Genomic DNA, 21,764 nt, shown 5'->3' with positions numbered 1-21,764 from the left:
AAAGTAGAAAGAAGCATAATCATTCGCTACAATAGCTTTTTGCTTTATGCTTTATGCTTTCAGCTTTTTTAACATAATCAAATCATAAATGAAACCATCAAAAATCAAAGCAGCTATAATAGGTGGTGCTGGTTATACAGGCGGTGAAATGATCCGGCTTTTAGTAAATCACCCGGATGTTACTATTTCGTATGTTCATAGCCGTAGTAACGCAGGCAACCCTTTGTATGCAGTGCATGCAGATTTGCTGGGAGAAACAGAACAACTGTTCACCGGTGAACTGAGCAACGATATTGATGTGATGTTCCTGTGCCTGGGACATGGCGAATCCAAAAAGTTCCTGGAAACGAATGATGTTGCGCCACATGTGAAGGTGATTGATCTGAGCCAGGACTTTCGTTTAGGCGAAACCGTGAAAGACCGCACTTTTGTATATGGCTTACCAGAGATGCAACGCGAGCTGATTAAATCAGCGCAGAACATCGCGAATCCGGGCTGCTTTGCTACAGCGATTCAACTGGGCCTGCTGCCCCTCGCTAAAGCGGGGTTGCTGAAAGAAGTACATACTACAGGCATCACCGGTAGCACCGGCGCGGGACAAAGCCTCCAGGCTACCTCCCACTTCACCTGGAGAGCCAATAACATTTCCACCTATAAAGTGCTGAATCATCAGCATTTGAAAGAAATACGACGAAGCCTTCAGCTCTTGCAGCCAGGCTTCAGTGAAGACGTAAACTTTGTACCGGTACGCGGTGATTACCCAAGAGGAATCTGGGTTACTTCTTACCTGCAAACCGACTTATCACTTGAAGAGGCGGTGAAACTGTATAAAGACTTTTATGCCGGTCATCCGTTTACTCACGTCAGCGACAAACAGATAGACCTGAAACAGGTAGTGAACACCAACAAGTGCCTCATTCAACTGGAAAAAACCGGTAACAAACTGGTAATCCATTCCATTGAAGACAACCTGTTGAAAGGCGCTTCTGGTCAGGCAGTGCAGAACATGAACCTGATGTGCGGACTGGATGAAACGGCAGGACTGAAACTGAAGTCCATCGTGTTCTAATTGTTTTTCTCATTTTTCAATTATTGGCCAACATGAAACTGTTCGACGTATATCCTCTTAACGATATCATTATAGAAAAAGCCCTTGGCTCCCACGTTTGGGACAACCACGGCACACAATACCTGGATCTTTATGGCGGGCATGCCGTGATCTCTATCGGTCACACGCATCCACATTATGTAAAACGTCTGACAGACCAACTGCATAAAGTAGGTTTTTACTCCAACTCTGTAAAGATGCCTTTACAGGAGCAATTGGCTACTTTGCTGGGCAAGGTGTCCGGCAAGGAAGACTACCAGCTGTTTTTGTGTAACTCCGGTGCGGAAGCCAATGAAAACGCGCTGAAGCTGGCTTCTTTTTACAATGGTAAAAAGAAAGTAATCGCCTTTAAGAAAGCGTTTCACGGCAGAACTTCACTCGCCGTTGCCGCTACTGACAATCCGAAAATTGTAGCACCGGTAAATGAAACCGATAACATCGTGTTTTTACCATGGGAAGATGAAGCCGCACTGGAACAGGCTTTCCAGCAGCACGAAGTATCTTCTGTGATCATTGAAGGGATACAGGGTGTAGGTGGTATCAACGTAGCCAGCGAATCCTTCCTGCGGAAAATCCGGACGCTGTGTGATACACATAACGCTGTATTCATTGCAGATTCCGTACAATGTGGTTATGGCAGAAGCGGTAAATTTTACTCTCACGATTTCGCTGGCATAAACGCCGATATCTATAGCATGGCCAAAGGCATGGGTAATGGTTTCCCGATAGGCGCCATTATCATTGCTCCTAAAATTCAGCCTGCTTATGGTATGCTGGGTACCACGTTTGGTGGTAATCACCTGGCTTGCGCCGCTGCGCTGGCAGTACTGGAAACGATCCAGGCAGAAAACCTGATCAACAATGCAGCCACCGTAGGTAATTATCTCATGGAACAAATACGGACTTTTGACAAGGTAAAAGAAGTAAGAGGCCGTGGTTTAATGATTGGTATTGAACTGCCGGAAGAGCTGGCACATGTAAGAAAAGAACTGTTGCATACGCATAAGATCTTTACCGGAGAAGCTAAGCCAAATGTAATCAGGCTGCTGCCTTCCCTGGCATTGACACAAGAACATGCGGACCAGTTCCTCGAAGCATTCGCAAAAGAATTGAAAAAATAAAGCATCACAACCATGATTGGCAGATAGTGTGCCTTTAATCTTTCCACTATCTGTTTAAAGCCTATAAGCGAAATGAAACAATTTATTTCTACAGCAGATGTTCCCAGTGTCCCGCGGTTAGTGGACATTGCGTTGAACTACAAGAAAGATCCTTTCAGGGACCAGGAATTAGGAAAGAATAAAACAGTGGGAATGATATTCCTGAACCCAAGTTTGCGAACACGGTTAAGTACACAGGTGGCTGCTAAGAACCTGGGTATGGAACCTATCGTATTTAACATTGACAAGGAAGGCTGGGCGCTGGAAATGAATGATGGCGTAGTCATGAATGGCAACACCACCGAACACGTAAAAGAAGCGGCAGGTGTAATGGGACAATACTTCGATATCCTCGCCATCCGTACTTTTCCGGGTTTAAAGAATAAAGAAGAAGATTATACAGAGAAGTACATCAACCAGTTCATTAAGTATGCCGGTGTACCGGTAGTCAGCCTCGAAAGCGCTACCCTGCACCCTTTGCAGAGCTTAACGGATGTAATTACCATCAAGGAACACTGGCACGAAGCCCGCAAACCTAAAGTGGTAATGACCTGGGCGCCACACGTGAAAGCGTTGCCACAGGCCGTTCCTAACTCTTTTGCGCAGTGGATGAATGCATGGGGAGAAGTGGATTTTGTGATTACTCATCCGGAAGGATATGAACTGGATGAGCAATTCTCCGGTAATGCCACTATCGAATATGATCAGGATAAAGCCTTGAAGGACGCGGATTTTGTGTATGTAAAGAACTGGTCTTCTTACAAAGACTATGGTAAAATTACCTGCTCAGATCCTTCCTGGACATTTACCAATGAAAAACTAAAACTCACCAATTCGGCAAAAGTAATGCACTGTCTGCCTGTGAGAAGGAATGTAGTGATAGCTGATGAAGTGCTGGACGGACCACAATCCATCGTGATACAGGAAGCGGGTAACCGTGTATGGGCTGCACAGGCTGTTTTGAGTGAAATACTGAAAGGATAATTATGATCGACTTATTTATCATTAAAGTAGGCGGAAACGTTATAGATAATCCGGTATTGCTGCAAACCTTTCTTGAAAAGTTTGCGGCAATACCCGGTAAAAAAATCCTGATACATGGCGGCGGTAAAATCGCTACCCGTATTGGCGATAAGCTGGGGATTGCATCCAAATATGTTGATGGCAGACGTATCACTGATGCGGATACCATCGATGTAGTTACCATGGTATATGGCGGTTTGGTGAACAAACAGCTGGTCGCCCGGCTGCAGTCCAACGGTTGCAATGCCATTGGCTTAACCGGCGCCGACGCTAACATCATCCCGGCAGTGAAAAGACCTGTAAAGGAAATCGACTACGGCTTTGTTGGCGATGTATATACCGAAAAGCTCAACGTAGCACCGCTGCAATCCTTGCTGGAAGCAGGTATTACACCGGTGTTTGCACCGCTGACCCACGATGGTCACGGACAAATACTCAATACCAATGCAGATACGATTGCGTCGTCATTGGCCATTGCATTGTCTGCTGCTTATAGCGTGCGACTGATCTACTGCTTTGAGAAGAAAGGCGTATTGCGTGATCCGGCAGATGATGATGCCGTGATTAATTTGATCAACAAGGACATTTACCAGCAATTGCTGGCAGAAAAAATATTGACAGATGGCATTTTGCCTAAATTGCAAAATGCTTTCGGCGCCATTGACAACGGCGTAAAAGAAGTATTGATAGGACATGCAGACGATGTGTTGAGTAATACTACCACCACCGTAGCAGGTACCCTAATATGCTAACCTATGTGGAACGAAAAACTATATGATGTGGCCGTGGCCTTGCTGAAGCAAATGATCGCCACCCCATCGTTAAGCCGCGAAGAAGACGGCACCGCGCAACTGATCAGTGATTTTCTGACAGCCATGGATATTCCGCATGAGCGGCATCTCAATAATATCTGGGCGAAGAATAAACATTACGATCCCTCCAAACGTAATATACTGCTGAATTCCCACCATGATACCGTAAAACCCAATCCGCAATATACCCGTGATCCTTTTAGTCCGGATGTGGAAGATGGTAAGCTGTACGGACTGGGAAGCAATGACGCAGGAGGTTGCCTGGTGAGTTTAATCGCTACGTTCCTGCATTTTTACCACCGCGATGACCTGAGCTATAATATCATTTTATCTGCTACCGCAGAAGAGGAAATCAGTGGGTCCAACGGTGTGGAAAGCATTTTACCGCAGTTGCCGCCCATTGAATTTGCCATTGTAGGAGAACCTACTTTAACACAACTCGCCATCGCTGAAAAAGGGTTGATGGTGCTGGATTGCAACAGTATAGGTAAAGCGGGTCATGCTGCCAGGGAAGAAGGTGAAAATGCGTTGTATAAAGCATTGCCTGATCTGAACTGGTTTAAAGACTATCGCTTCCCGAAAGTATCGGAAACACTGGGGCCCGTGAAGATGAGCGTCACCGTGATCAATACCTCCAACAAAGCACACAACGTAGTTCCGGCCGACTGCTCCTTTGTAGTAGACGTGCGGGCTACAGATCAATATACACTGGAAGAACTGCTGGAGATCATCCGCGCGAATGTATCCTGTGAAGTGAAGCCAAGGTCTATGCGTATGCGGCCTTCCTTCATTCCGATGGATCATCCGTTTGTACTGGCTGGCGTGAGTGTAGGCAAAACCTGCTATGGCTCGCCTACCACTTCCGATCAGGCGTTGATACCGGCTACTTCTGTTAAAATGGGACCAGGTGATTCTGCCCGTTCCCATACTGCAGATGAATACATTCACCTGCATGAAATCAGAGAAGGGATTAATAGTTATATTCAGTTACTCGAAATGATACAGTAATATGAACTTTCAACCTGTTTTAGAAAACAAGCGCGTATTACTACAGCCTTTACAGCTGGAACACCTGGACGCCCTGTGGTCCATTGGAGCAGATGCTTCTTTGTGGGCTATTCAGCTTTACCAGATGGAAACAAAGCAGGACCTGGAGAAGTATCTTCAAAAAGCATTGAGAGAAAGGGCGGCAGAAGAGTCTATTCCGTTTGTGATCTTCGATAAAAAGGAGAACCGTATTGCAGGGTCCACCCGTTATATGGGGGTATCGTTGCCGAATAAACGCACGGAGATTGGCGCTACCTGGATTGATCCGGCACTGCATGGTTCCGGGCTGAATAAGGCCATGAAATACGCGATGCTGCAATATGCGTTTGAAGTGATGGATTTGAACAGGGTAGAGTTTAAAACAGATGAGCTGAATACACAGTCGCGCAACGCGATCCTGAGCCTGGGTTGCACGCAGGAAGGGATTTTCCGGCGCCATATGATTACCAGCACCGGCAGGGTACGGAATACCGTTTACTTCAGCATATTGAAAGAAGAATGGCCGGAAGCAAAGCAGCGTGTTTTTGGTAAATACGATTTTTGAGATTACTACGCCGGGGCGTGATGCCTTGCGTAAAAAAATATAGCATTATGAAATTGTGGCAAAAAGATAAAGTATCTCTGGCAGCGGTAGAACAATTTACTGTTGGAAAGGATAGAGAGATGGATGCCTTCCTGGCGCCATTTGATGTGTTAGGCTCTATGGCGCACATCACCATGCTGCAAAGTATTGGACTGTTGGAGGCGGAAGAACTGACTATCCTGAAAAGTGAACTGAAAAATATTTATGCAGAAATACAGGCAGGTGAATTTAAGTTGGAAGAAGGCGTAGAAGATATTCATTCACAGGTAGAATTGTTGCTGACCCGTCGTTTGGGCGAGGTAGGCAAGAAGATTCACAGTGGCCGTTCCCGTAATGATCAGGTGTTAGTGGATCTGAAATTATTCCTGCGTCACGAATTACAAACCCTGGTAGAAGAAGTACTCGCGCTGTTCCACTTGTTACAGCAGCAGAGTGAGAAATATAAAAATCACCTGATTCCCGGTTATACTCATTTGCAGATTGCGATGCCGTCGTCTTTCGGACTGTGGTTTGGCGCATATGCAGAGAGCCTGGTGGATGATCTGACCATGTTGCAGGGCGCTTACAAGGTGGTGAATAAAAACCCACTTGGTTCTGCCGCTGGTTATGGTTCTTCGTTCCCCCTTGACCGTGAGTTAACCACCTCGTTGCTGGGTTTTGATACGTTGAATTACAACGTAGTATATGCGCAGATGGGCCGTGGTAAAACAGAAAAGATCGTCTCTTTTGCATTGGCGGGTATTGCATCTACCGTGGCTAAAATGGCGATGGATGCATGTTTATTCATGAATCAGAACTTTGGCTTCATCAGCTTCCCTGATGAACTGACGACCGGTTCCAGCATTATGCCACATAAAAAGAATCCTGATGTATGGGAACTGATTCGCTCACACGGCAATAAATTACAGGCGTTGCCAAATGAAATTGCGATGATGATCACGAACCTTCCTTCCGGCTACCACCGTGATTTGCAGCTGTTGAAAGAGAATTTATTCCCGGCATTCCAAACACTGAAAGACTGCCTTCGTATGAGTCGCCTGATGCTGGAGAATATCCGCATTAAGGAAAATATACTGGCTGATGACAAGTATCAATATTTGTTCAGTGTGGAAGTAGTAAATAACCTGGTACTGCAGGGAATGCCATTCCGCGAGGCTTACAAGAAAGTGGGCATGGATATAGAAGCGGGTACTTTTGCGCCGGAGAAAACAGTGGCACATACGCATGCCGGAAGTATCGGCAATCTTTGCACGGAGCAGATTGCAGCGCAGATGGAGTTGGTAGTAAAAGGTTTCCCTTTTGAATCAGTGGATAAAGCATTGGAGCAGTTGTTGAATAGCTGATAGTATCACTTATATAATTTTAGAGAGAACCGTTCCTTTTGGGGACGGTTTTTTTTATGGCAGTTACGCTTGTTGCGCGAAGAAAGGGTAAAGTACTAAGCAGAGGCATTTAACCGGGTTGAATAATGGTATCTTCCCGGAGTATAAGCTAATATTGACAATAATAGCAGTATGTAGCAGGTAATTCGTTAATTAGATATCGAACAGGCTGTCATGAAAAGTTGGAAGGCGTGCAACCAGCGCCACATACACGGTGAAAAACGAAGCAGCAATATACATGGTGAAAAACGAATCAAATAAATAACTTCAACAGTTTGAACAAATGAAAAAGCGATTTTTACAAGCCTGCCTTTCCGGCGCCTTGCTATTATCAGCCGCCACTACCTATGCACAACAAGACGGGGGGCTGCAGGCCAATGCAAATGAACCGGAAGCGATCCGTGACGCCCGTATGCGTTGGTTCCGCGATGCTCACTTTGGAATGTTTGTACACTGGGGGCTCTATAGTGCAGCCGCAGGTGAATGGAATGGCAAAGCCTATGATGGCGCTGTAGAGTGGATACAAAGTGCAGCCAATGTACCTGCCGCAGAATATGCCGCTAAATTGATGCCGCTCTTCAAACCTAAAAAGGACTTCGCCAGAGAATGGGCTAAAGCCGCGAAAGATGCCGGTTGCCGTTATGTGGTTTTTACCAGCAGACACCACGAAGGCTTTGCGTTACACGACAGTAAAACCACCACGTTTGATGGCATGGATGTAACCGGCCGCGACCTGTTCCGCGAAATAGTGAATGCACTGCATGAACAAGGGCTGAGAGTAGGCGTATATTTTTCATTGCTCGACTGGCACCATCCGGATGCTTATGTAGAACATGGTTTGCCGGCACCCGGTGGTGTTAAAAATGAAGGCCGCGATAATGCGAAGTATGTAGACTATATGTATGAGCAGGCAAAGGAAATGTTCTCCAATTACGGCCCTATCGACGTAGTTTGGTGGGATTATAGCTCCAAGGAGATTCAAGGCGAAAAATGGGGCGCTAATAAGCTGGTAGCGATGGTGAAACAGCATCATCCCAACATCATCATGAATAACCGCCTGTATGCCTTTGACCACAACAGCGAATATACCCGCGCCAATGGCGACCTGGTAACACCAGAGCAGTTCATTCCTGAAACCGGCTTTAAAGGCATGGACTGGGAATCCTGCATGACCATGAATGGTACCTGGGGCTACAGCAAGTTTAACCACAACTGGCGCACCAAAGAAGAATTGGTACATAACATGATCGACATCGTTTCCAAAGGTGGTAACTACCTGCTGAACGTAGGCCCAATGGGCGATGGCACTATCCCCGATAAAAGTATAGAGCTGATGCATAACATCGGCGACTGGATGCGCGTAAACGGAGAATCCATTTACGGTTCCAGAGCCAATACTATTGGTCGTGTTAACTGGGGACGTATTACCACTAAACCCGGCAAATATTTCCTGCATATTTTCAACTGGCCGGCAGATAACCGTTTGCACATACCATTAGCGCCGGATGCAGGTGTTACGCCACAGGCCTTCTTCCTGGCTGATGCAGCACATACGCCGTTGAAAGTAGACGCTGATGAACGCGGATTGTTTATTGACATAAGTAACAAAGCATTTAAAAATAGTGAAGCCACTGTGATTGAACTGGATGTCACCGGTACCTCGCTGCTGGCGCAGGGCGTGTTCCCTGAAACAGATGGCAGTTATAACTTAGTAGCCGGTGATGCAATACTTACAGAAGGTGTAGTCCTTTCCGTTGGAGATCCGACCGTGTTGTATAATTGGATGAAAGTAGAAGGTACTGCTACCTGGAATATACAGGTGAAACAGCCCGGCAAGTACAAGTTAGTGTTAAGCACCGCTTGTACGGATGCTTCTGCTGGCGCAAAGATTGCGGTGACTGCCGGTAACACCACGCTGACAGGCGTAGTAAAAGGCACCAACAACAGTTGGGGAGAATACCAGGACTGGGATTTAGGGACTGTTGTGTTATCTAAAAAAGGTGTAAATACGGTGGTGGTGAAGCCACTTACCAAACCAGGATTAGGCGTAATGAACCTGCGGAATGCTCGTTTGGTGCCAGTGAAGAAATAAAAGCATAAAGCGAAAGGTTAATAAAGCAAATGACCAGTGCGTAAATATTCGCACTGGTCATTTGCTTATTAGTTTTTGGTGTTATTACAATCCTATCGTCACTCCTGCGAAGAAGTTAATGCCAGCCATGGGGTAATAGTAAGAATCATATACCACACGGTTATTACCCAGTTCGTAGTTGCTATAGGTACTTCCGTTCGGCGCATATTTGGTATTGAATATATTATTCAGCATGAACTGTAATCCCAGTTCGCGGAATAACGGTTGCGGTACTACGTAGTTAATCCGCAGGTTACTCACCAGATATGGATCAAGGCTGCCATCGCTGTTGGAAGTATTATCCATATACTGACGGCTTACATATTTGCCGAGTAAGTCGATGTTCAGATTTTTTACTGGCTTTACCGATAACGTTAACCCACCTACGACAGAAGGAGAGAAGGAGATATCTGATTTGTTGAATACGGCTATATGTTCGGCTCCTGTAGCATCGTAAGTAACGGCGTGGTAGTCGAGTACTTTATTCTGGCTTAATGCGGCATTAGCAGCTACGCTCACCATGCTACCCAGTTTTACGGTACCATTTATTTCAACACCCATGCGGTAGCTTTTAGGGATGTTAGTCCTAATATAGGCGCCTACGTTAGTGAGCTTACCAGTTTGCACCAACTGGTTTTTGTAATTCATATAATATACGTTGCCTTGTATAGCGGCGATGCTATTGTTCCAGGAGTAGCCGGCTTCCAGGTCACGGAGTATTTCCGGTTGTGGGGCATTTACGCCGTAGTTGTTTTCAAAGTCGCCGCGGTTGGGCTCTTTGTGTGCAATGGCGATGGAAGCAAATACGCGATTGGTGGCGTTGATGTTGTAAGAGATACCTGCTTTCGGATTGAAGAAATTGTAATTGGCGCGGGCGAAATAATCAGGCGCAGCTTCAAAGCCATCCATGTTGTAGTGGATGTTGCGGTACTGCATGTCGGCGAAGAGGCTTAATGCCGTAGTAATTTTATATTCTCCTTTCCAGTAGATATTAAAATCATTTTTTGCTGCGGGGTAGCGGTAGTATTCGTGGTCTTTTTCGAAGGGAACAGCTGCCCAGATTACTTTGCCGAAGTGGTCGCCAGTATATCTGTTCCAGCCGCCGCCCAGGCTCCAGTTGAATTTCTCGCCGGTGCGGTTAACCGAAAATACGCTACCATAGAAATAGTTATCTAACCACAGTTGATTGATGACATCGGCGGTATCAATCTTTGCACCATTGATGGTGGCGCCGGGAATACCGAAGTTGGCGAGTGGTTGGAATCCATTATAATTTTCGTAGTAGCCACGTCCGCGGGTGAGGTGGAAGGCTACGTTGAAATTCAGATGGGAGTTAATTTCCTGGTTGAGGAATAACTGGTAGTGATCCTGCTGATAATTATCTGTTTGGTTGTCGTAAGGCGTTCCTGGCTTTTCTGTTCCGGCCGCATTATACGTCCGGTCAGTATCCAGCATCGCGTGTGGTACGCCGTACCAGGCCTGGTATGTTTTTTCTTTACCGGAAAAAACATTCAGGCGGATAGCAGTTTTTTTAGAGATGTAGGCGGCGGAGGTGTAGAATGAGCGCAGGTCGGATGTAGCGCGGTCTATATATCCGTCGGAAGAAATTTTTGAGAGGCGGGCATCAATGGTGAAGTGGTCGTTGATGAGGCCGGAACCGGCTTTCACCGTATGTTTCCAGCTATTGAAAGAGCCGTAGCTGTTGCTGATTTCGCCGTATGCTTTTTCGTTGAATTCGTTGGTGCTGAGGTTCAGGGTGGCGCCAAATGCGGCAGCGCCGTTGGTGGAAGTACCTACGCCACGTTGCAGTTGGATGCTGCTCACAGAGGACGCGAAGTCGGGCATGTTCACAAAAAAGGTGCCTTGTGATTCGGCATCATTTACAGGAATGCCATTCACTGTCACATTGATGCGGGTGATATCGGAGCCACGTACGCGCATGCCGGTGTAGCCGATGCCGGTGCCGGCGTCAGAGTTGGTAACTACGCCAGGCTGCTGATCCAGCAGCAGCGGGAGGTCTTGTCCCAGGTTATTTTTCTTGATATCTGCAGCAGAGATCGTGGTGTTGACGAAAGGTGCATTTTTTCCGGCACGCAGACTGCTGATCTCTACCGGCTTTACAAAGAGGGGAGATACTTCCAGGGCAATGTCTGTTTGTTGTGTGTGGTTATTGCTCAGGATGGTGGCGCTGAATGCTTTGAAGCCAATGAAGCTGGCGGTTAAGATATAGCTTCCTTTTTTAGGAAGATGAATGCTGTAATGGCCTTTACTATCGGTTAATACGCCGGTTTGGTTGATAGCGATGGTGACGCCTTCTAAAGGTTGGCCGCTGGTTTTATTGGTAACGGTACCGGTAACCAGGGATTGTGCATGCAAAGTGCCTGCTATAGATAGCAGCACTAATAACATTAGCTGTTTCATGTAAAATATGTCTGTTTTCTGTTAGCTCATTCCTAACCAGCATTACCTGGTCCAGGTTCATTGGGTGTGATCTCAGCCTGAAAGTAAGGCACCCCATGTAGTTCAAGCGTATGTTCCTGTTTCGTTGCGGGAACATTTGCAGTGACAAAGGTATAATGGATTGTAATAAAAAACGGGAATTATTTTTTGGAAGAAGGAAAATTGCGTAATTTCCATGACTACTTCTCTCAATCATCGTTTATAAATTTTTAACCATTTAAATCTTTATTTCTGATGATCAAGCTTCAGTTAATCGGGCATTTAGGCCGCGATGTATTGAAAAAAGAAGTCAACGGGACCGTTGTTTTTAATTTCCCCGTAGCCGTTAATGAGCGTTTTAAGAATGCACAGGGCGTACTGGAGGAAAGAACCACCTGGGTAGATTGCTCTTTGTGGGACAAAACAAACGTAGCGCCTTATTTAACACAGGGTACCATGGTTTATGTGGAGGGTGCACCAAAAGTGGAGGCGTACATAAGCAACAGTACCGGTGTATTATCCGGCGCATTAAGATTAAGGGTTTTTTCGTTGCAGTTACTCAGCCGCAGGGATGAGGAAAAAAGGAAAGCAACGTCAACAGAAACCCCCGTTCCCGAGGCCGAACCGGTACAGGAACAGCCCGCTGACGATCTTCCATTCTAAAAGTGTATGAAGCATTTCAATATGAAAGCCAACCACTTACGGTTGGCTTTTTGTGTTTTTTTAAAAAATATTTGGTGAGAATTAAAATATTTCTATCTTTGCACCCTCATTGCGAGGTAGAGCAGAGGTAGCTCGTCGGGCTCATAACCCGAAGGTCAGTGGTTCGAATCCGCTCCTCGCTACAAAAACAGCGCTAAAGAGAGCGTCTAAAGATTAAGAGCCGAAGAAATTCGGCTTTTTTTATTTCCGTAAGTTTGAGTTGTGAAAGCAGCGTTTAATTGTCATCATGCACAAAGCAGGTTTTGTAAACATTTTCGGTAAGCCCAATGCGGGGAAAAGCACATTGCTGAACGCCATTATCGGCGAAAAGCTGGCGATTATTTCTCCCAAAGTGCAAACCACCAGGCACCGTATTACAGGGGTATTAACAGACCCTGGGTACCAGATTGTATTTTCTGATACCCCCGGTATTATTGATCCCAAGTATAAGCTGCACGAGAAAATGATGGGTGCCGTAAAATCTGCCCTCGAAGATGCAGATGTTGCCCTGCTGATCATGGACGCGAAAGACTCCATGGAAGAGAATCTGGAGCTGTTTGACTCGCTGAAACTGAAAGTCCCCATTATCCTCATCATCAATAAAATGGATAACATCCTCAAAGAGGAAATGGCCGTTTTAATAGAAAGGGCAAAAGCCTGGGGAAAAGCAGCAGCCGTAGTACCGGTGTCTGCTATGCAGAAAAAAGGTATCAAAGAATTGCTCACTGAAATAGTAGCACGCATACCGGAAGCAAATGCTTTCTATCCTGATGACACACTAACGGATAAGTCTACACGCTTTTTTGTGGCAGAAATGATCCGTGAAAAAATATTCCAGTTATTCGAAGAAGAAATTCCTTATCACACCACTGTTATTGTAACTCAATACCAGGAAAAGGATACCCTCACTAAAATAACCGCGGAAATCATTGTTACACGCGACACCCAGAAAGGTATTATCCTGGGAGAAAGAGGTAAATCTATTCGTGAATTAGGTACCCTGGCCCGCCAGGAAATCGAGAAATTCATCGAAAGAAAAGTATTCCTGGAACTGTTTGTGAAAGTGCGTGGTAAATGGCGTGATAACGATACCTTCCTGAAGGAATACGGATATTAATAATGAAAAATTCCTGGATGTATTATCCAGGTTAGTACGACAAAATATAAATAAAAATGGCAGGATTTACAGTAGCTATAGTGGGACGCCCGAACGTAGGCAAGTCAACGTTGTTTAATCGTTTACTCGAACAACGCAAAGCCATCGTGGATGACCAGAGCGGTGTAACCCGTGATCGACAATATGGTGTTGCCGACTGGAATGGCAAAACCTTTAACGTAATTGATACTGGTGGATTTGTAACCAACAGTGATGATGTATTTGAGCGGGAAATCCGTAAGCAGGCGAAAGTAGCCATGGAAGAGGCTAACCTGATCATCTTTATGTGTGATGTAACTACAGGTATTACCGATCTGGATCAGGATGTTGCCAATATTTTGCGCCGCACTTCCAAACCGGTATACGTAGTGGTAAATAAAGTAGATAACCATCAACGTCAGCTGGAAGCCACCGAGTTTTACAGCCTGGGTTTTGAACATCTTTACTTCCTTTCCTCCATGACCGGTAGCGGTACCGGTGAATTGCTGGATGAAGTAGTGACACATATTACTCCTGAAATGGGAGACGCTACCCTCGATAATGATCTCCCGAAAATCGCGATCATTGGTCAGCCTAACGTGGGTAAATCGTCCCTGCTGAATGCACTGGTAGGTGTGGAGCGTAATATCGTTTCTGATATTGCCGGTACTACCCGTGATACCATTCACACCCGTTACAATATGTTCCAGAAGGACTTCATGCTGATTGATACTGCAGGTATCAGACGTAAGAACAAGGTAAATGAAGACCTGGAGTTTTATTCTGTGATCCGTGCTATCAAAGCAGTGGATGAATCTGATGTAGTGATGCTGTTGCTGGATGCCGAAAAAGGCGTGACTGCACAGGATCTCAGCATCTTTAGTCTGGCTACCCGTAAAGGTAAAGGCATTGTAGTGCTGGTGAACAAGTGGGATATGATGGAAAAGGGTACCAACACTGCAAGAGATTATGAAAAAGAACTGAAGAAGCGCCTGGCGCCATTCTCTGATGTTCCTGTCATCTTTACTTCTGTAACAGAGAAACAACGTATTTTCAAAGCGATAGAAACGGCACTGGAAGTATTTGATAACCGTCAGCGCAGAATTCAGACTTCCGTATTAAACGAAATTCTGCTGAAAGCGATTGAAGCGTATCATCCACCGGTAGTAAGGGGTACACCTATCCGCATCAAGTATGTTACGCAGTTGCCTACGCATACACCGGCATTTGCCTTTTTCTGTAACCTGCCGGATGATGTGAAATCACCGTATCGTAACTACCTGGAAAACCAGATCCGTACGAACTTTAATTTCACTGGCGTACCATTGAAAATATTCTTCAGACAAAAATAAACCATTGCGCAAAAAAAAGAGATGGTAGGATTTTGTAATTTATAAAATTTCCATACCTTTGCGCCGGTTTTAAAAAATAAAACAAACACAAAATGAAAAAATTATTCGTATTCGCTGTAGCTGCTGGTATGTTCTTCGTAGCTTGTAATGGTGGTGCTTCTAACGGTACTGATTCTGCTGCAACTGCTCCAGTTGACACTATGAACGCTGCTCCAGTAGCACAACCAGTTGATTCTGCTGCTCACGTTGATTCTGCTGCTCTTACTGCTCCAGCTCACGTTGATTCTGCTGCTGCAACTCCAGCTAAGTAAGAGAATATTATTTACATAATATATCTTTCTTGCAAGAAATTAAGAAGCCCATCGCTTAGCGGTGGGCTTTTTAATTGAGACAGATTTTGTCTTGGTACAGGATTATACTGATTACACTGATTTTTATTTTAAAAGATGAGGGGAGATATAAGCGAATGCCTATATCTCCCCTCATCTTTTATCTTTATAAATTATCAAAAACAAAATCAGTGTAATCAGTATAATCCTGTACCTGGACGAAAACCATCTTAATCTTCCAGAATACTGGCCAAATTCATTAATTCATCCTGCTTATAAGCGTCTTTATCGTCCTGGAAGCATTTGGATAGTTCTTCCAGCAGGAATTGTATGAGTCGTTTGTTCGACTGTGGTTTAAAGTAAGAAGGAACAGAAGGTACCTGTACTCTTTTCAGGTAGGTATCTACATCCTGTTGGGTATAGATTTGCCCCTGGATAGGATCTATGAAAAACAGTATCCGGTGATCATCTGGTTCAATCGGAGCGGAAAAATCAACGTAGCTATCGAAATAAGCCAGGATGAACTGCCGGGGAATATTAACGGCGTATACCGGTAAGTCCAGCATGGCGCAAAGGCTCTGATAGATGATACCATTGGTAATAGGATTTCCTTTTTTGGATTCTATTACCTGGTTAATGAAAAATTGATTTTTACGTTGATAAGAAACCTCTTCTCCTTTAAGTCCGAAATAATTGTAGATCATGCTGTTTAGCACATTGATCTGTTCCAGTGGAGTAAGGTAATTATTCAGCTCCAGCCAGATATTACGTTTGATGCGGTCTATTTCTGTGGTAATCTGGGAATCGCTCAGGTCTGGGAACTGGTATTTGGCGGCCAGTATGGCGCCCTGCATCAGGTCCTGTGCTTCAGAATGTGCCCACACACGCAATGCTGCCTGCAAATCCTGGTAATGTACCCGATGAATGAGCAGTTCTATCCTTTCCTGAATAGCTTCGTCAATTGTATTCTCCCACAAATTCTCCAGGTTTGGAATAATATCTTTACCGTACAGTAGTATCTTACTGGCAACAGTATCAAATACCTCCAGATCAGGATCATCCAACAGGTGGAACAAAGCGTTTATTTCTCTGTTTTCGTTCATACCATTATCTATGATCAGTTGGCAATCATCAAATGATGTGATCCTGTTGGCAAATTAAATAATAAGCATATCACTTACACTGCAGTTATTATCATTGCCCCCATTTTCATCATATTCGTACCACTGCGTTATTCAGCTTTCTTCTTCCTTGGTGGTGCTTTTTTCTTAGGTGGATTTGCCTTCGCCTCTTCAATAATAGCTTTGGCTTCTTCTACCGTTAAGTCAGCAGCCGTATCAATTTTCTCTTTTGGTATTTTAAAGTTCTTCAATCCTTGTTTGATGTAAGGACCATATGGACCTTTCAGGATCTGTATTTTTTCTTTCTCAAATATTTTGATAGTACGCTCGTCTTTGGCAGTACGTTTCTCCGCAATCAGCGGTGCTACTTCGTCCAGTTCCACTGTATACGGGTCCATTTCCTTTTTCAGGGAATAGAATTTTTTATCGTGTTGTGCGTAAGGACCAAAGCGGCCAATATTGACGATCACGTCAGAGTCTTCAAACTGACCCAGGTTACGGGGCAATTTAAATAATTCCATGGCTTCGTCCAGCGTGATGGTTTCAATGCTCTGGGTGGCCTTTAATTTGGCAAAGCGTGGCTTTTCCTCATCTTCTACACTGCCTATCTGAATCATAGGACCATAGCGGCCCATACGTGCTACAATAGGTTTGCCGGAAGCAGCATCTGTACCTAACGGGCGTTCGCCTTTTACACGTTCAGCGTTTTCCAGTGTGTTTTCCACATCTTTATGGAAAGGGAAGTAGAAGTCGCTGATCATGTTATTCCATTCCTTTTTACCGCTGGCAATTTCATCGAATTCTTCCTCAATTTTGGCGGTAAAGCCATAGTCCATTACATTATTAAAGTATTGGTTGAGGAAGTCGGTAACGATCATTCCCAGATCGGTAGGGAATAGTTTGGATTTTTCCGCGCCGGTATTTTCCGACTCGGTTTGTTTGCTGATTTTATCTGCTTTCAGTGTCAGGATGCGGTAGTCTCTTTTTACACCTTCTTTCTCTCTTTTCTCTACATAATTACGCTTCTGAATAGTGGTAATAGTAGGTGCATAAGTAGATGGACGGCCGATGCCCAGTTCTTCCAGCTTCTTTACCAGGCTGGCTTCTGTGTAGCGTGGCGCCGGGCGGGAGAATCTTTCAGTGGCCTTCATTTCTTTCAGGTCCAGTGATTGTTTTACCGCTAATGGAGGTAAAGAACCTTCCTGTTCGTCTTGTTCTTCTTCGTCATCGTGGCTTTCCATATATACTTTCAGGAAGCCATCGAATTTCAGTACTTCACCGCTGGCAGTAAGCTCATCGTGGTTGGTAGAGATATCGATTTTAGCGATGGTTTTTTCCAGTTCGGCATCTGCCATCTGGCTGGCGATGGTACGTTTCCAGATCAGTTCGTACAGCTTGCGTGTATCCGCATCATCTACTGTGGTATTTTCCATGTAGGTGGGGCGGATGGCTTCGTGCGCTTCCTGAGCGGATTCATTTTTATTTTTGAATTTGCGGTGTTGGTGGTATTTATCACCAAAACTGCCTTTAATTGCTTTTTCTATTTCACCTACTGCAGTATCCGACAGGTTTACGGAGTCCGTACGCATGTAGGTGATATTACCACTTTCATACAGCTTTTGGGCCAGCAACATGGTTTTGGAAACGCTGTAGCCCAGTTTGCGGCTGGCTTCCTGTTGCAGGGTAGACGTGGTAAATGGCGCAGCGGGCGATTTTTTACCAGGCTTTACCTGTATGTCTTTAACGGTATAGGCAGCACCTACACATTGTTGCAGGAATTTTTCGGCGTCTTCGGCAGTTTTGAATTTGCCGGGGCCTTCTGCTTTAAAGGAGATGTTTTTGCCATTAATATCTTTACCAGTAAAGTAAGCTTCTACTTTGAAGGTGCTAACAGACTGGAAGTGGTTAATTTCTCTTTCACGCTCCACAATCAGTCGTACCGCCACGGATTGCACACGGCCGGCAGACAGGGAATTGCGCATGCTCATTTTACGCCACAGTACCGGGGAAATTTCAAAACCCACAATACGATCCAGTATACGACGGGCCTGCTGCGCATTTACACGGTCCATATCCAGCTTACGCGGATGTTGAACGGCGTTTTCTATAGCAGGCTTGGTGATTTCATGAAAAACAATTCGTTTGGTAGTTTTAGGGTCCAGTTTCAACACCTCACATAAATGCCAGGAAATGGCTTCTCCTTCACGGTCCTCATCCGTTGCCAGCCATACCTCATCGGTTTCCTTCGCCAGCTTCTTCAGTTCTTTTACTACCTTTTCTTTATCCTCTGGTATTACATACTTCGGCTTAAAGTTATTTTCGATGTCTATCCCCATGTCGTCTTTCTCCAGATCACGGATGTGACCGAAGCAGGACTTGACCTCAAAGTCTTTGCCCAATATTTTTTCTATGGTCTTGGCTTTCGCCGGGGACTCAACTATAACTAAATTTTTTGCCATGTATGCTTCTTTAATATGCTGCTAAATACGCAAAATTCTGTGAAATAATTACTTCAATGAATTTTGCAATGATATAAAATTATATTGATATTGGTCTTTATAGCCCAATCACGGTGAGATATTTTCCGTAGGGACAGCACACACCGGCTTTGTGATTCCAACACCAGATGTGTTTAGTTATCAAATAATTAACGATGGAGGCTTTGAAAAAGGCCACCCTGTTTAGTTCAGATAGTAACACTGCCTGACCTGACAGGCGGCAGGATCATAAACCTGCCGGTATCAACTGGAATCAAGGCTGTTAAAGATAACAAAACTATTAATATAGCCATTCTGAAAAAAAGCACATTACATAGTACCCTATTTGGTGGCTATCAATTTCCGGACAGATTGCTCCAGGGTATTCAGTGTTTCTGCAATATATTCTGCCGCATGGGGAGCAAACCGGTCCTGCAGCGAAAATTCCCTATAAGCATGCTCGTTATGATGAAGGTCGGAGATCTCTTTTAATAAGGTGTTTATTTTCCGGCGACCATTATAATACAATATAGCATCCTGGTTCAGCACCTCGGGTTCAGGGCGGTTGTTGCTACCCCAGTAAATGGGGACTGCTCCGGCCAGGATCACCTCAAATAGCTTTTCGGTTACATAGCCTGCTTTATTGGTATTTTCAGGGCAGATATTAAACCGGTAGGCTGCCAGGAAAACAGGCTTGTCATCCTGATACTGCTCTTTCAGGAGATTAGTGTTATTTCGGAACTTACCAGCACTGTCTACTTTTTCAATGGTGCTGACAGCATCCAGTAAGCGGGAACGTATCCCGTTTTTATCGTGGCTGGAGATCAGCGAGCAGAATCTTTTATCTGCTTTATAATTGGCCCGGATTTTAGCCATGATGTTATCGAGCCTTTTTTGAATATCCGCCTGCCGCATTGGAACGGGGTCCAATAAATAAAGCAGCCATAGTGGTAGCCGGAGGTATTTGGGATGTTGTAAGTAGTCAAACCCCATTGCCAGGTCCACTTCATCTATGCAATAGTCTTTATATTTGGGAAACCGGTCCAGGTTTTCCCCGCTAAAAAAGATTTTCGTTTTGCCGGGACTTTGCCGGATATGATTCCGGGGACCAAAGAGCGAAGCAATAGTAAGCCGTTGGTCAGATAAATCAACATCCTGCAGCCTGTTTTGAAAAAAACGATGTAACCAGAGATCTTCCGGCGCCTGACCGGGCCAGAAGTTGAGTATTTCAATACCGGAATGAAGTGATTGGTATTGGTATGCCGGACCTGAGGATGCAAGCCGGGCAAGGAGTTTTTCAAAAAATTGCATTGCAGGGACGTATTTTATATTGCTACAGTGGCACCAGTCGGGTGTTATTTAGCTGGTAGCTATAGTCTTTTTATGCTTAAAAAATTTTACAATATTAAATGATTAATTACATATGTATACCGGTTATTCAACAAGGAAAGAACGTTGACGCACTAAATCGCGTATATTAGAAAGAATGAATGATGCAGGCTGGCTCATTCCCGGCGTTTTATTATTTTAAAAAAAATATAATGGATATAGTCATTGTGGGTACGGGCAATGTGGCACATTGTTTCGGACATCTTTTAAAGATTCATGGTCACCAGGTAAAGCAGGTAGTGAGCCGGCAAAAGGCACATGCGCAGGAATTGGGCGAAATGCTGAATGCGGCTTATACCGACGATTTGCAGGATATTAATATGGAGGCAGATATTTATCTGTTGGCGGTAAGTGATAGTGCTATTGCTGAATTGAATGACCAGTTGCGTCTTGGAAAGCGTTTTGTGGCGCATACCGCAGGTGCGGTATCACTGGATGCCATCTCCAGGATTTCGTCGAATACCGGTGTCGTATATCCGTTACAGTCTATCCGCAAAGAAATTAAAAGTTATCCCCCGATCCCGGTAATGCTGGAAGCCAGTAATGATGACGTGTTGCGGCGACTGCAGGCTTTGGCGCAGAGTATTTCCGGAAGTGTAACTGTTACTACCTCTGCCCAGCGGCTGAAGTATCATCTCACCGCGGTGCTTTGTAATAATTTCACCAACCATCTGATTGCCCAGGCGAAAGCCTATTGTGAAAAAGAACAGCTGGATTTCACCTTGTTGCAGCCGATTATAAAGGAAACTTTTGACCGGCTGGAGAAATTTCCGCCGGAAGCAGTGCAAACCGGGCCGGCACTGCGCCAGGATGAAAATACAATGAGCCTGCACCGCGATTTGCTGGCAGGAAACGAATATTTGCAGCTGGTATACCAGGTGATGTCTGATGCTATTTATCAGTTCCATAATAAATAGAATTACGAATTAGGAATTACGAATTACGGATTTGTGGGGAGAGAGTAAACGTGGGTATTTTTCGCTTATATCTACCTGCAAATTCGTAATTCGTAATTCCTAATTCGTAATTCTTTACTTTTGGCCCCATGAACGTATTGGCTTTATTTAAATCTATCACCACATTTGTGCTGGATGTAGACGGTGTACTTACTGATGGTACCCTGCAATTGTTGCCGGGTGGAGAGATGTCGCGCAGAATGAATATCAAAGATGGCTACGCACTGCAATTGGCCGTGAAAAAAGGCTACCGGGTGGTTATCATCTCCGGAGGAAAATCAGAAAGCGTAGTAAGCAGGCTACAGGGACTAGGCATTAAGGATATTTATACCGGCATACATGATAAGCAGGAAAAGCTGCAGGATTATGTATTTGAAAATGACCTGCGCTGGGATGAACTACTTTATATGGGAGATGATATACCCGATTATCAGCCGATGCAATTGGTGGGATTACCGACTTGCCCTGCAGATGCTGCCCAGGAAATTAAAAGTATTTCAAAATATATATCCCCTTTGCCCGGAGGCCACGGCTGCGTAAGGGAAGTAATGGAAAAAGTGCTGAAACTGAATGGACATTGGCTAATGGATGAAGGTATTGCATCGAAATAATAAAAGA

18 protein-coding genes and 1 tRNA gene are annotated in these 21,764 nt (G+C 44.8%); 15 read left to right on the top strand and 4 right to left on the bottom strand.

Annotation, left to right across the window (positions count from 1 at the left end; genetic code table 11):
* Nucleotides 1–88 precede the first annotated feature (88 nt).
* The 8 genes from argC to AC1DFM_RS00480 all read left to right on the top strand — a co-directional run bounded on the left by argC (nt 89) and on the right by AC1DFM_RS00480 (nt 9,207).
* Entirely contained in the window at nt 89–1,069 is a 981-nt protein-coding gene (gene argC, locus AC1DFM_RS00515) for an N-acetyl-gamma-glutamyl-phosphate reductase (protein ID WP_477074769.1), read from the top strand.
* Nucleotides 1,070–1,101: 32 nt separating this feature from the next.
* Nucleotides 1,102–2,229, top strand: a complete 1,128-nt coding sequence (locus AC1DFM_RS00510; protein ID WP_477074768.1) for an aspartate aminotransferase family protein — start codon at nt 1,102–1,104, stop codon at nt 2,227–2,229.
* A gap of 72 nt (nt 2,230–2,301) precedes the next feature.
* Nucleotides 2,302–3,252 carry an N-acetylornithine carbamoyltransferase gene (locus AC1DFM_RS00505; protein ID WP_477074767.1) on the top strand — a complete coding sequence of 317 codons (951 nt, stop codon included), beginning with the start codon at nt 2,302–2,304 and terminating at the stop codon, nt 3,250–3,252.
* A gap of 2 nt (nt 3,253–3,254) precedes the next feature.
* Entirely contained in the window at nt 3,255–4,043 is a 789-nt protein-coding gene (argB, locus tag AC1DFM_RS00500; protein WP_477074766.1) for an acetylglutamate kinase, read from the top strand.
* Nucleotides 4,044–4,046: 3 nt separating this feature from the next.
* On the top strand, nt 4,047–5,111 hold the full coding sequence (locus AC1DFM_RS00495) for a M20 family metallo-hydrolase (RefSeq protein ID WP_477074765.1): 1,065 nt from the start codon (nt 4,047–4,049) through the stop codon (nt 5,109–5,111).
* A 1-nt stretch (nt 5,112) separates the two neighbouring features.
* Entirely contained in the window at nt 5,113–5,694 is a 582-nt protein-coding gene (locus AC1DFM_RS00490; protein ID WP_477074764.1) for a GNAT family N-acetyltransferase, read from the top strand.
* 47 nt (nt 5,695–5,741) lie between these two features.
* Entirely contained in the window at nt 5,742–7,076 is a 1,335-nt protein-coding gene (gene argH / locus AC1DFM_RS00485; RefSeq protein WP_477074763.1) for an argininosuccinate lyase, read from the top strand.
* A 322-nt stretch (nt 7,077–7,398) separates the two neighbouring features.
* Nucleotides 7,399–9,207 (top strand): alpha-L-fucosidase, encoded by a 1,809-nt coding sequence (locus AC1DFM_RS00480; RefSeq protein ID WP_477074762.1) that lies wholly within the window; start codon nt 7,399–7,401, stop codon nt 9,205–9,207.
* Nucleotides 9,208–9,291: 84 nt separating this feature from the next.
* Here AC1DFM_RS00480 and AC1DFM_RS00475 read toward each other — a convergent pair whose 3' ends face one another.
* The gene (locus AC1DFM_RS00475; protein WP_477074761.1) at nt 9,292–11,667 is read right to left on the bottom strand and encodes a TonB-dependent receptor; all 2,376 of its coding nucleotides are present in this window, start codon (nt 11,665–11,667) and stop codon (nt 9,292–9,294) included.
* Nucleotides 11,668–11,940: 273 nt separating this feature from the next.
* Here AC1DFM_RS00475 and AC1DFM_RS00470 point away from each other — a divergent pair, with 273 nt between their 5' ends.
* The 5 genes from AC1DFM_RS00470 (at nt 11,941) to AC1DFM_RS00450 (ending at nt 15,185) form a co-directional block, all read left to right on the top strand.
* Nucleotides 11,941–12,348, top strand: a complete 408-nt coding sequence (locus tag AC1DFM_RS00470) for a single-stranded DNA-binding protein (RefSeq protein WP_477074760.1) — start codon at nt 11,941–11,943, stop codon at nt 12,346–12,348.
* A gap of 110 nt (nt 12,349–12,458) precedes the next feature.
* Nucleotides 12,459–12,530 (top strand) — tRNA-Met (locus AC1DFM_RS00465).
* 104 nt (nt 12,531–12,634) lie between these two features.
* The gene (era, locus tag AC1DFM_RS00460; RefSeq protein ID WP_477074759.1) at nt 12,635–13,504 is read left to right on the top strand and encodes a GTPase Era; all 870 of its coding nucleotides are present in this window, start codon (nt 12,635–12,637) and stop codon (nt 13,502–13,504) included.
* A gap of 56 nt (nt 13,505–13,560) precedes the next feature.
* Entirely contained in the window at nt 13,561–14,874 is a 1,314-nt protein-coding gene (gene der, locus AC1DFM_RS00455; RefSeq protein ID WP_477074758.1) for a ribosome biogenesis GTPase Der, read from the top strand.
* 92 nt (nt 14,875–14,966) lie between these two features.
* Nucleotides 14,967–15,185, top strand: coding sequence for a hypothetical protein (locus tag AC1DFM_RS00450; protein WP_477074757.1), 219 nt, complete (start codon nt 14,967–14,969; stop codon nt 15,183–15,185).
* Between the two features lie 248 nt (nt 15,186–15,433).
* On the opposite strand, the gene AC1DFM_RS00445 is transcribed toward AC1DFM_RS00450, so the two are convergent.
* The 3 genes from AC1DFM_RS00445 to AC1DFM_RS00435 all read right to left on the bottom strand — a co-directional run bounded on the left by AC1DFM_RS00445 (nt 15,434) and on the right by AC1DFM_RS00435 (nt 20,112).
* Nucleotides 15,434–16,306 carry a transglutaminase-like domain-containing protein gene (locus tag AC1DFM_RS00445; RefSeq protein WP_477074756.1) on the bottom strand — a complete coding sequence of 291 codons (873 nt, stop codon included), beginning with the start codon at nt 16,304–16,306 and terminating at the stop codon, nt 15,434–15,436.
* 128 nt (nt 16,307–16,434) lie between these two features.
* The gene (gene topA / locus AC1DFM_RS00440; RefSeq protein ID WP_477074755.1) at nt 16,435–18,783 is read right to left on the bottom strand and encodes a type I DNA topoisomerase; all 2,349 of its coding nucleotides are present in this window, start codon (nt 18,781–18,783) and stop codon (nt 16,435–16,437) included.
* Nucleotides 18,784–19,143: 360 nt separating this feature from the next.
* On the bottom strand, nt 19,144–20,112 hold the full coding sequence (locus tag AC1DFM_RS00435; protein WP_477074754.1) for a glycosyltransferase family 10 domain-containing protein: 969 nt from the start codon (nt 20,110–20,112) through the stop codon (nt 19,144–19,146).
* A 230-nt stretch (nt 20,113–20,342) separates the two neighbouring features.
* Between AC1DFM_RS00435 and AC1DFM_RS00430 the strand changes: the two genes are divergently transcribed.
* Nucleotides 20,343–21,107, top strand: coding sequence for a Rossmann-like and DUF2520 domain-containing protein (locus AC1DFM_RS00430; RefSeq protein ID WP_477074753.1), 765 nt, complete (start codon nt 20,343–20,345; stop codon nt 21,105–21,107).
* Between the two features lie 128 nt (nt 21,108–21,235).
* On the top strand, nt 21,236–21,757 hold the full coding sequence (locus AC1DFM_RS00425) for a KdsC family phosphatase (protein ID WP_477074752.1): 522 nt from the start codon (nt 21,236–21,238) through the stop codon (nt 21,755–21,757).
* Nucleotides 21,758–21,764 lie beyond the last annotated feature (7 nt).

Source organism: Chitinophaga sp. 05T412 (assembly GCF_056396465.1).
The sequence above is the reverse complement of the archived record's forward strand: the minus strand, read 5'-3'. Positions and strand labels throughout refer to the sequence as shown.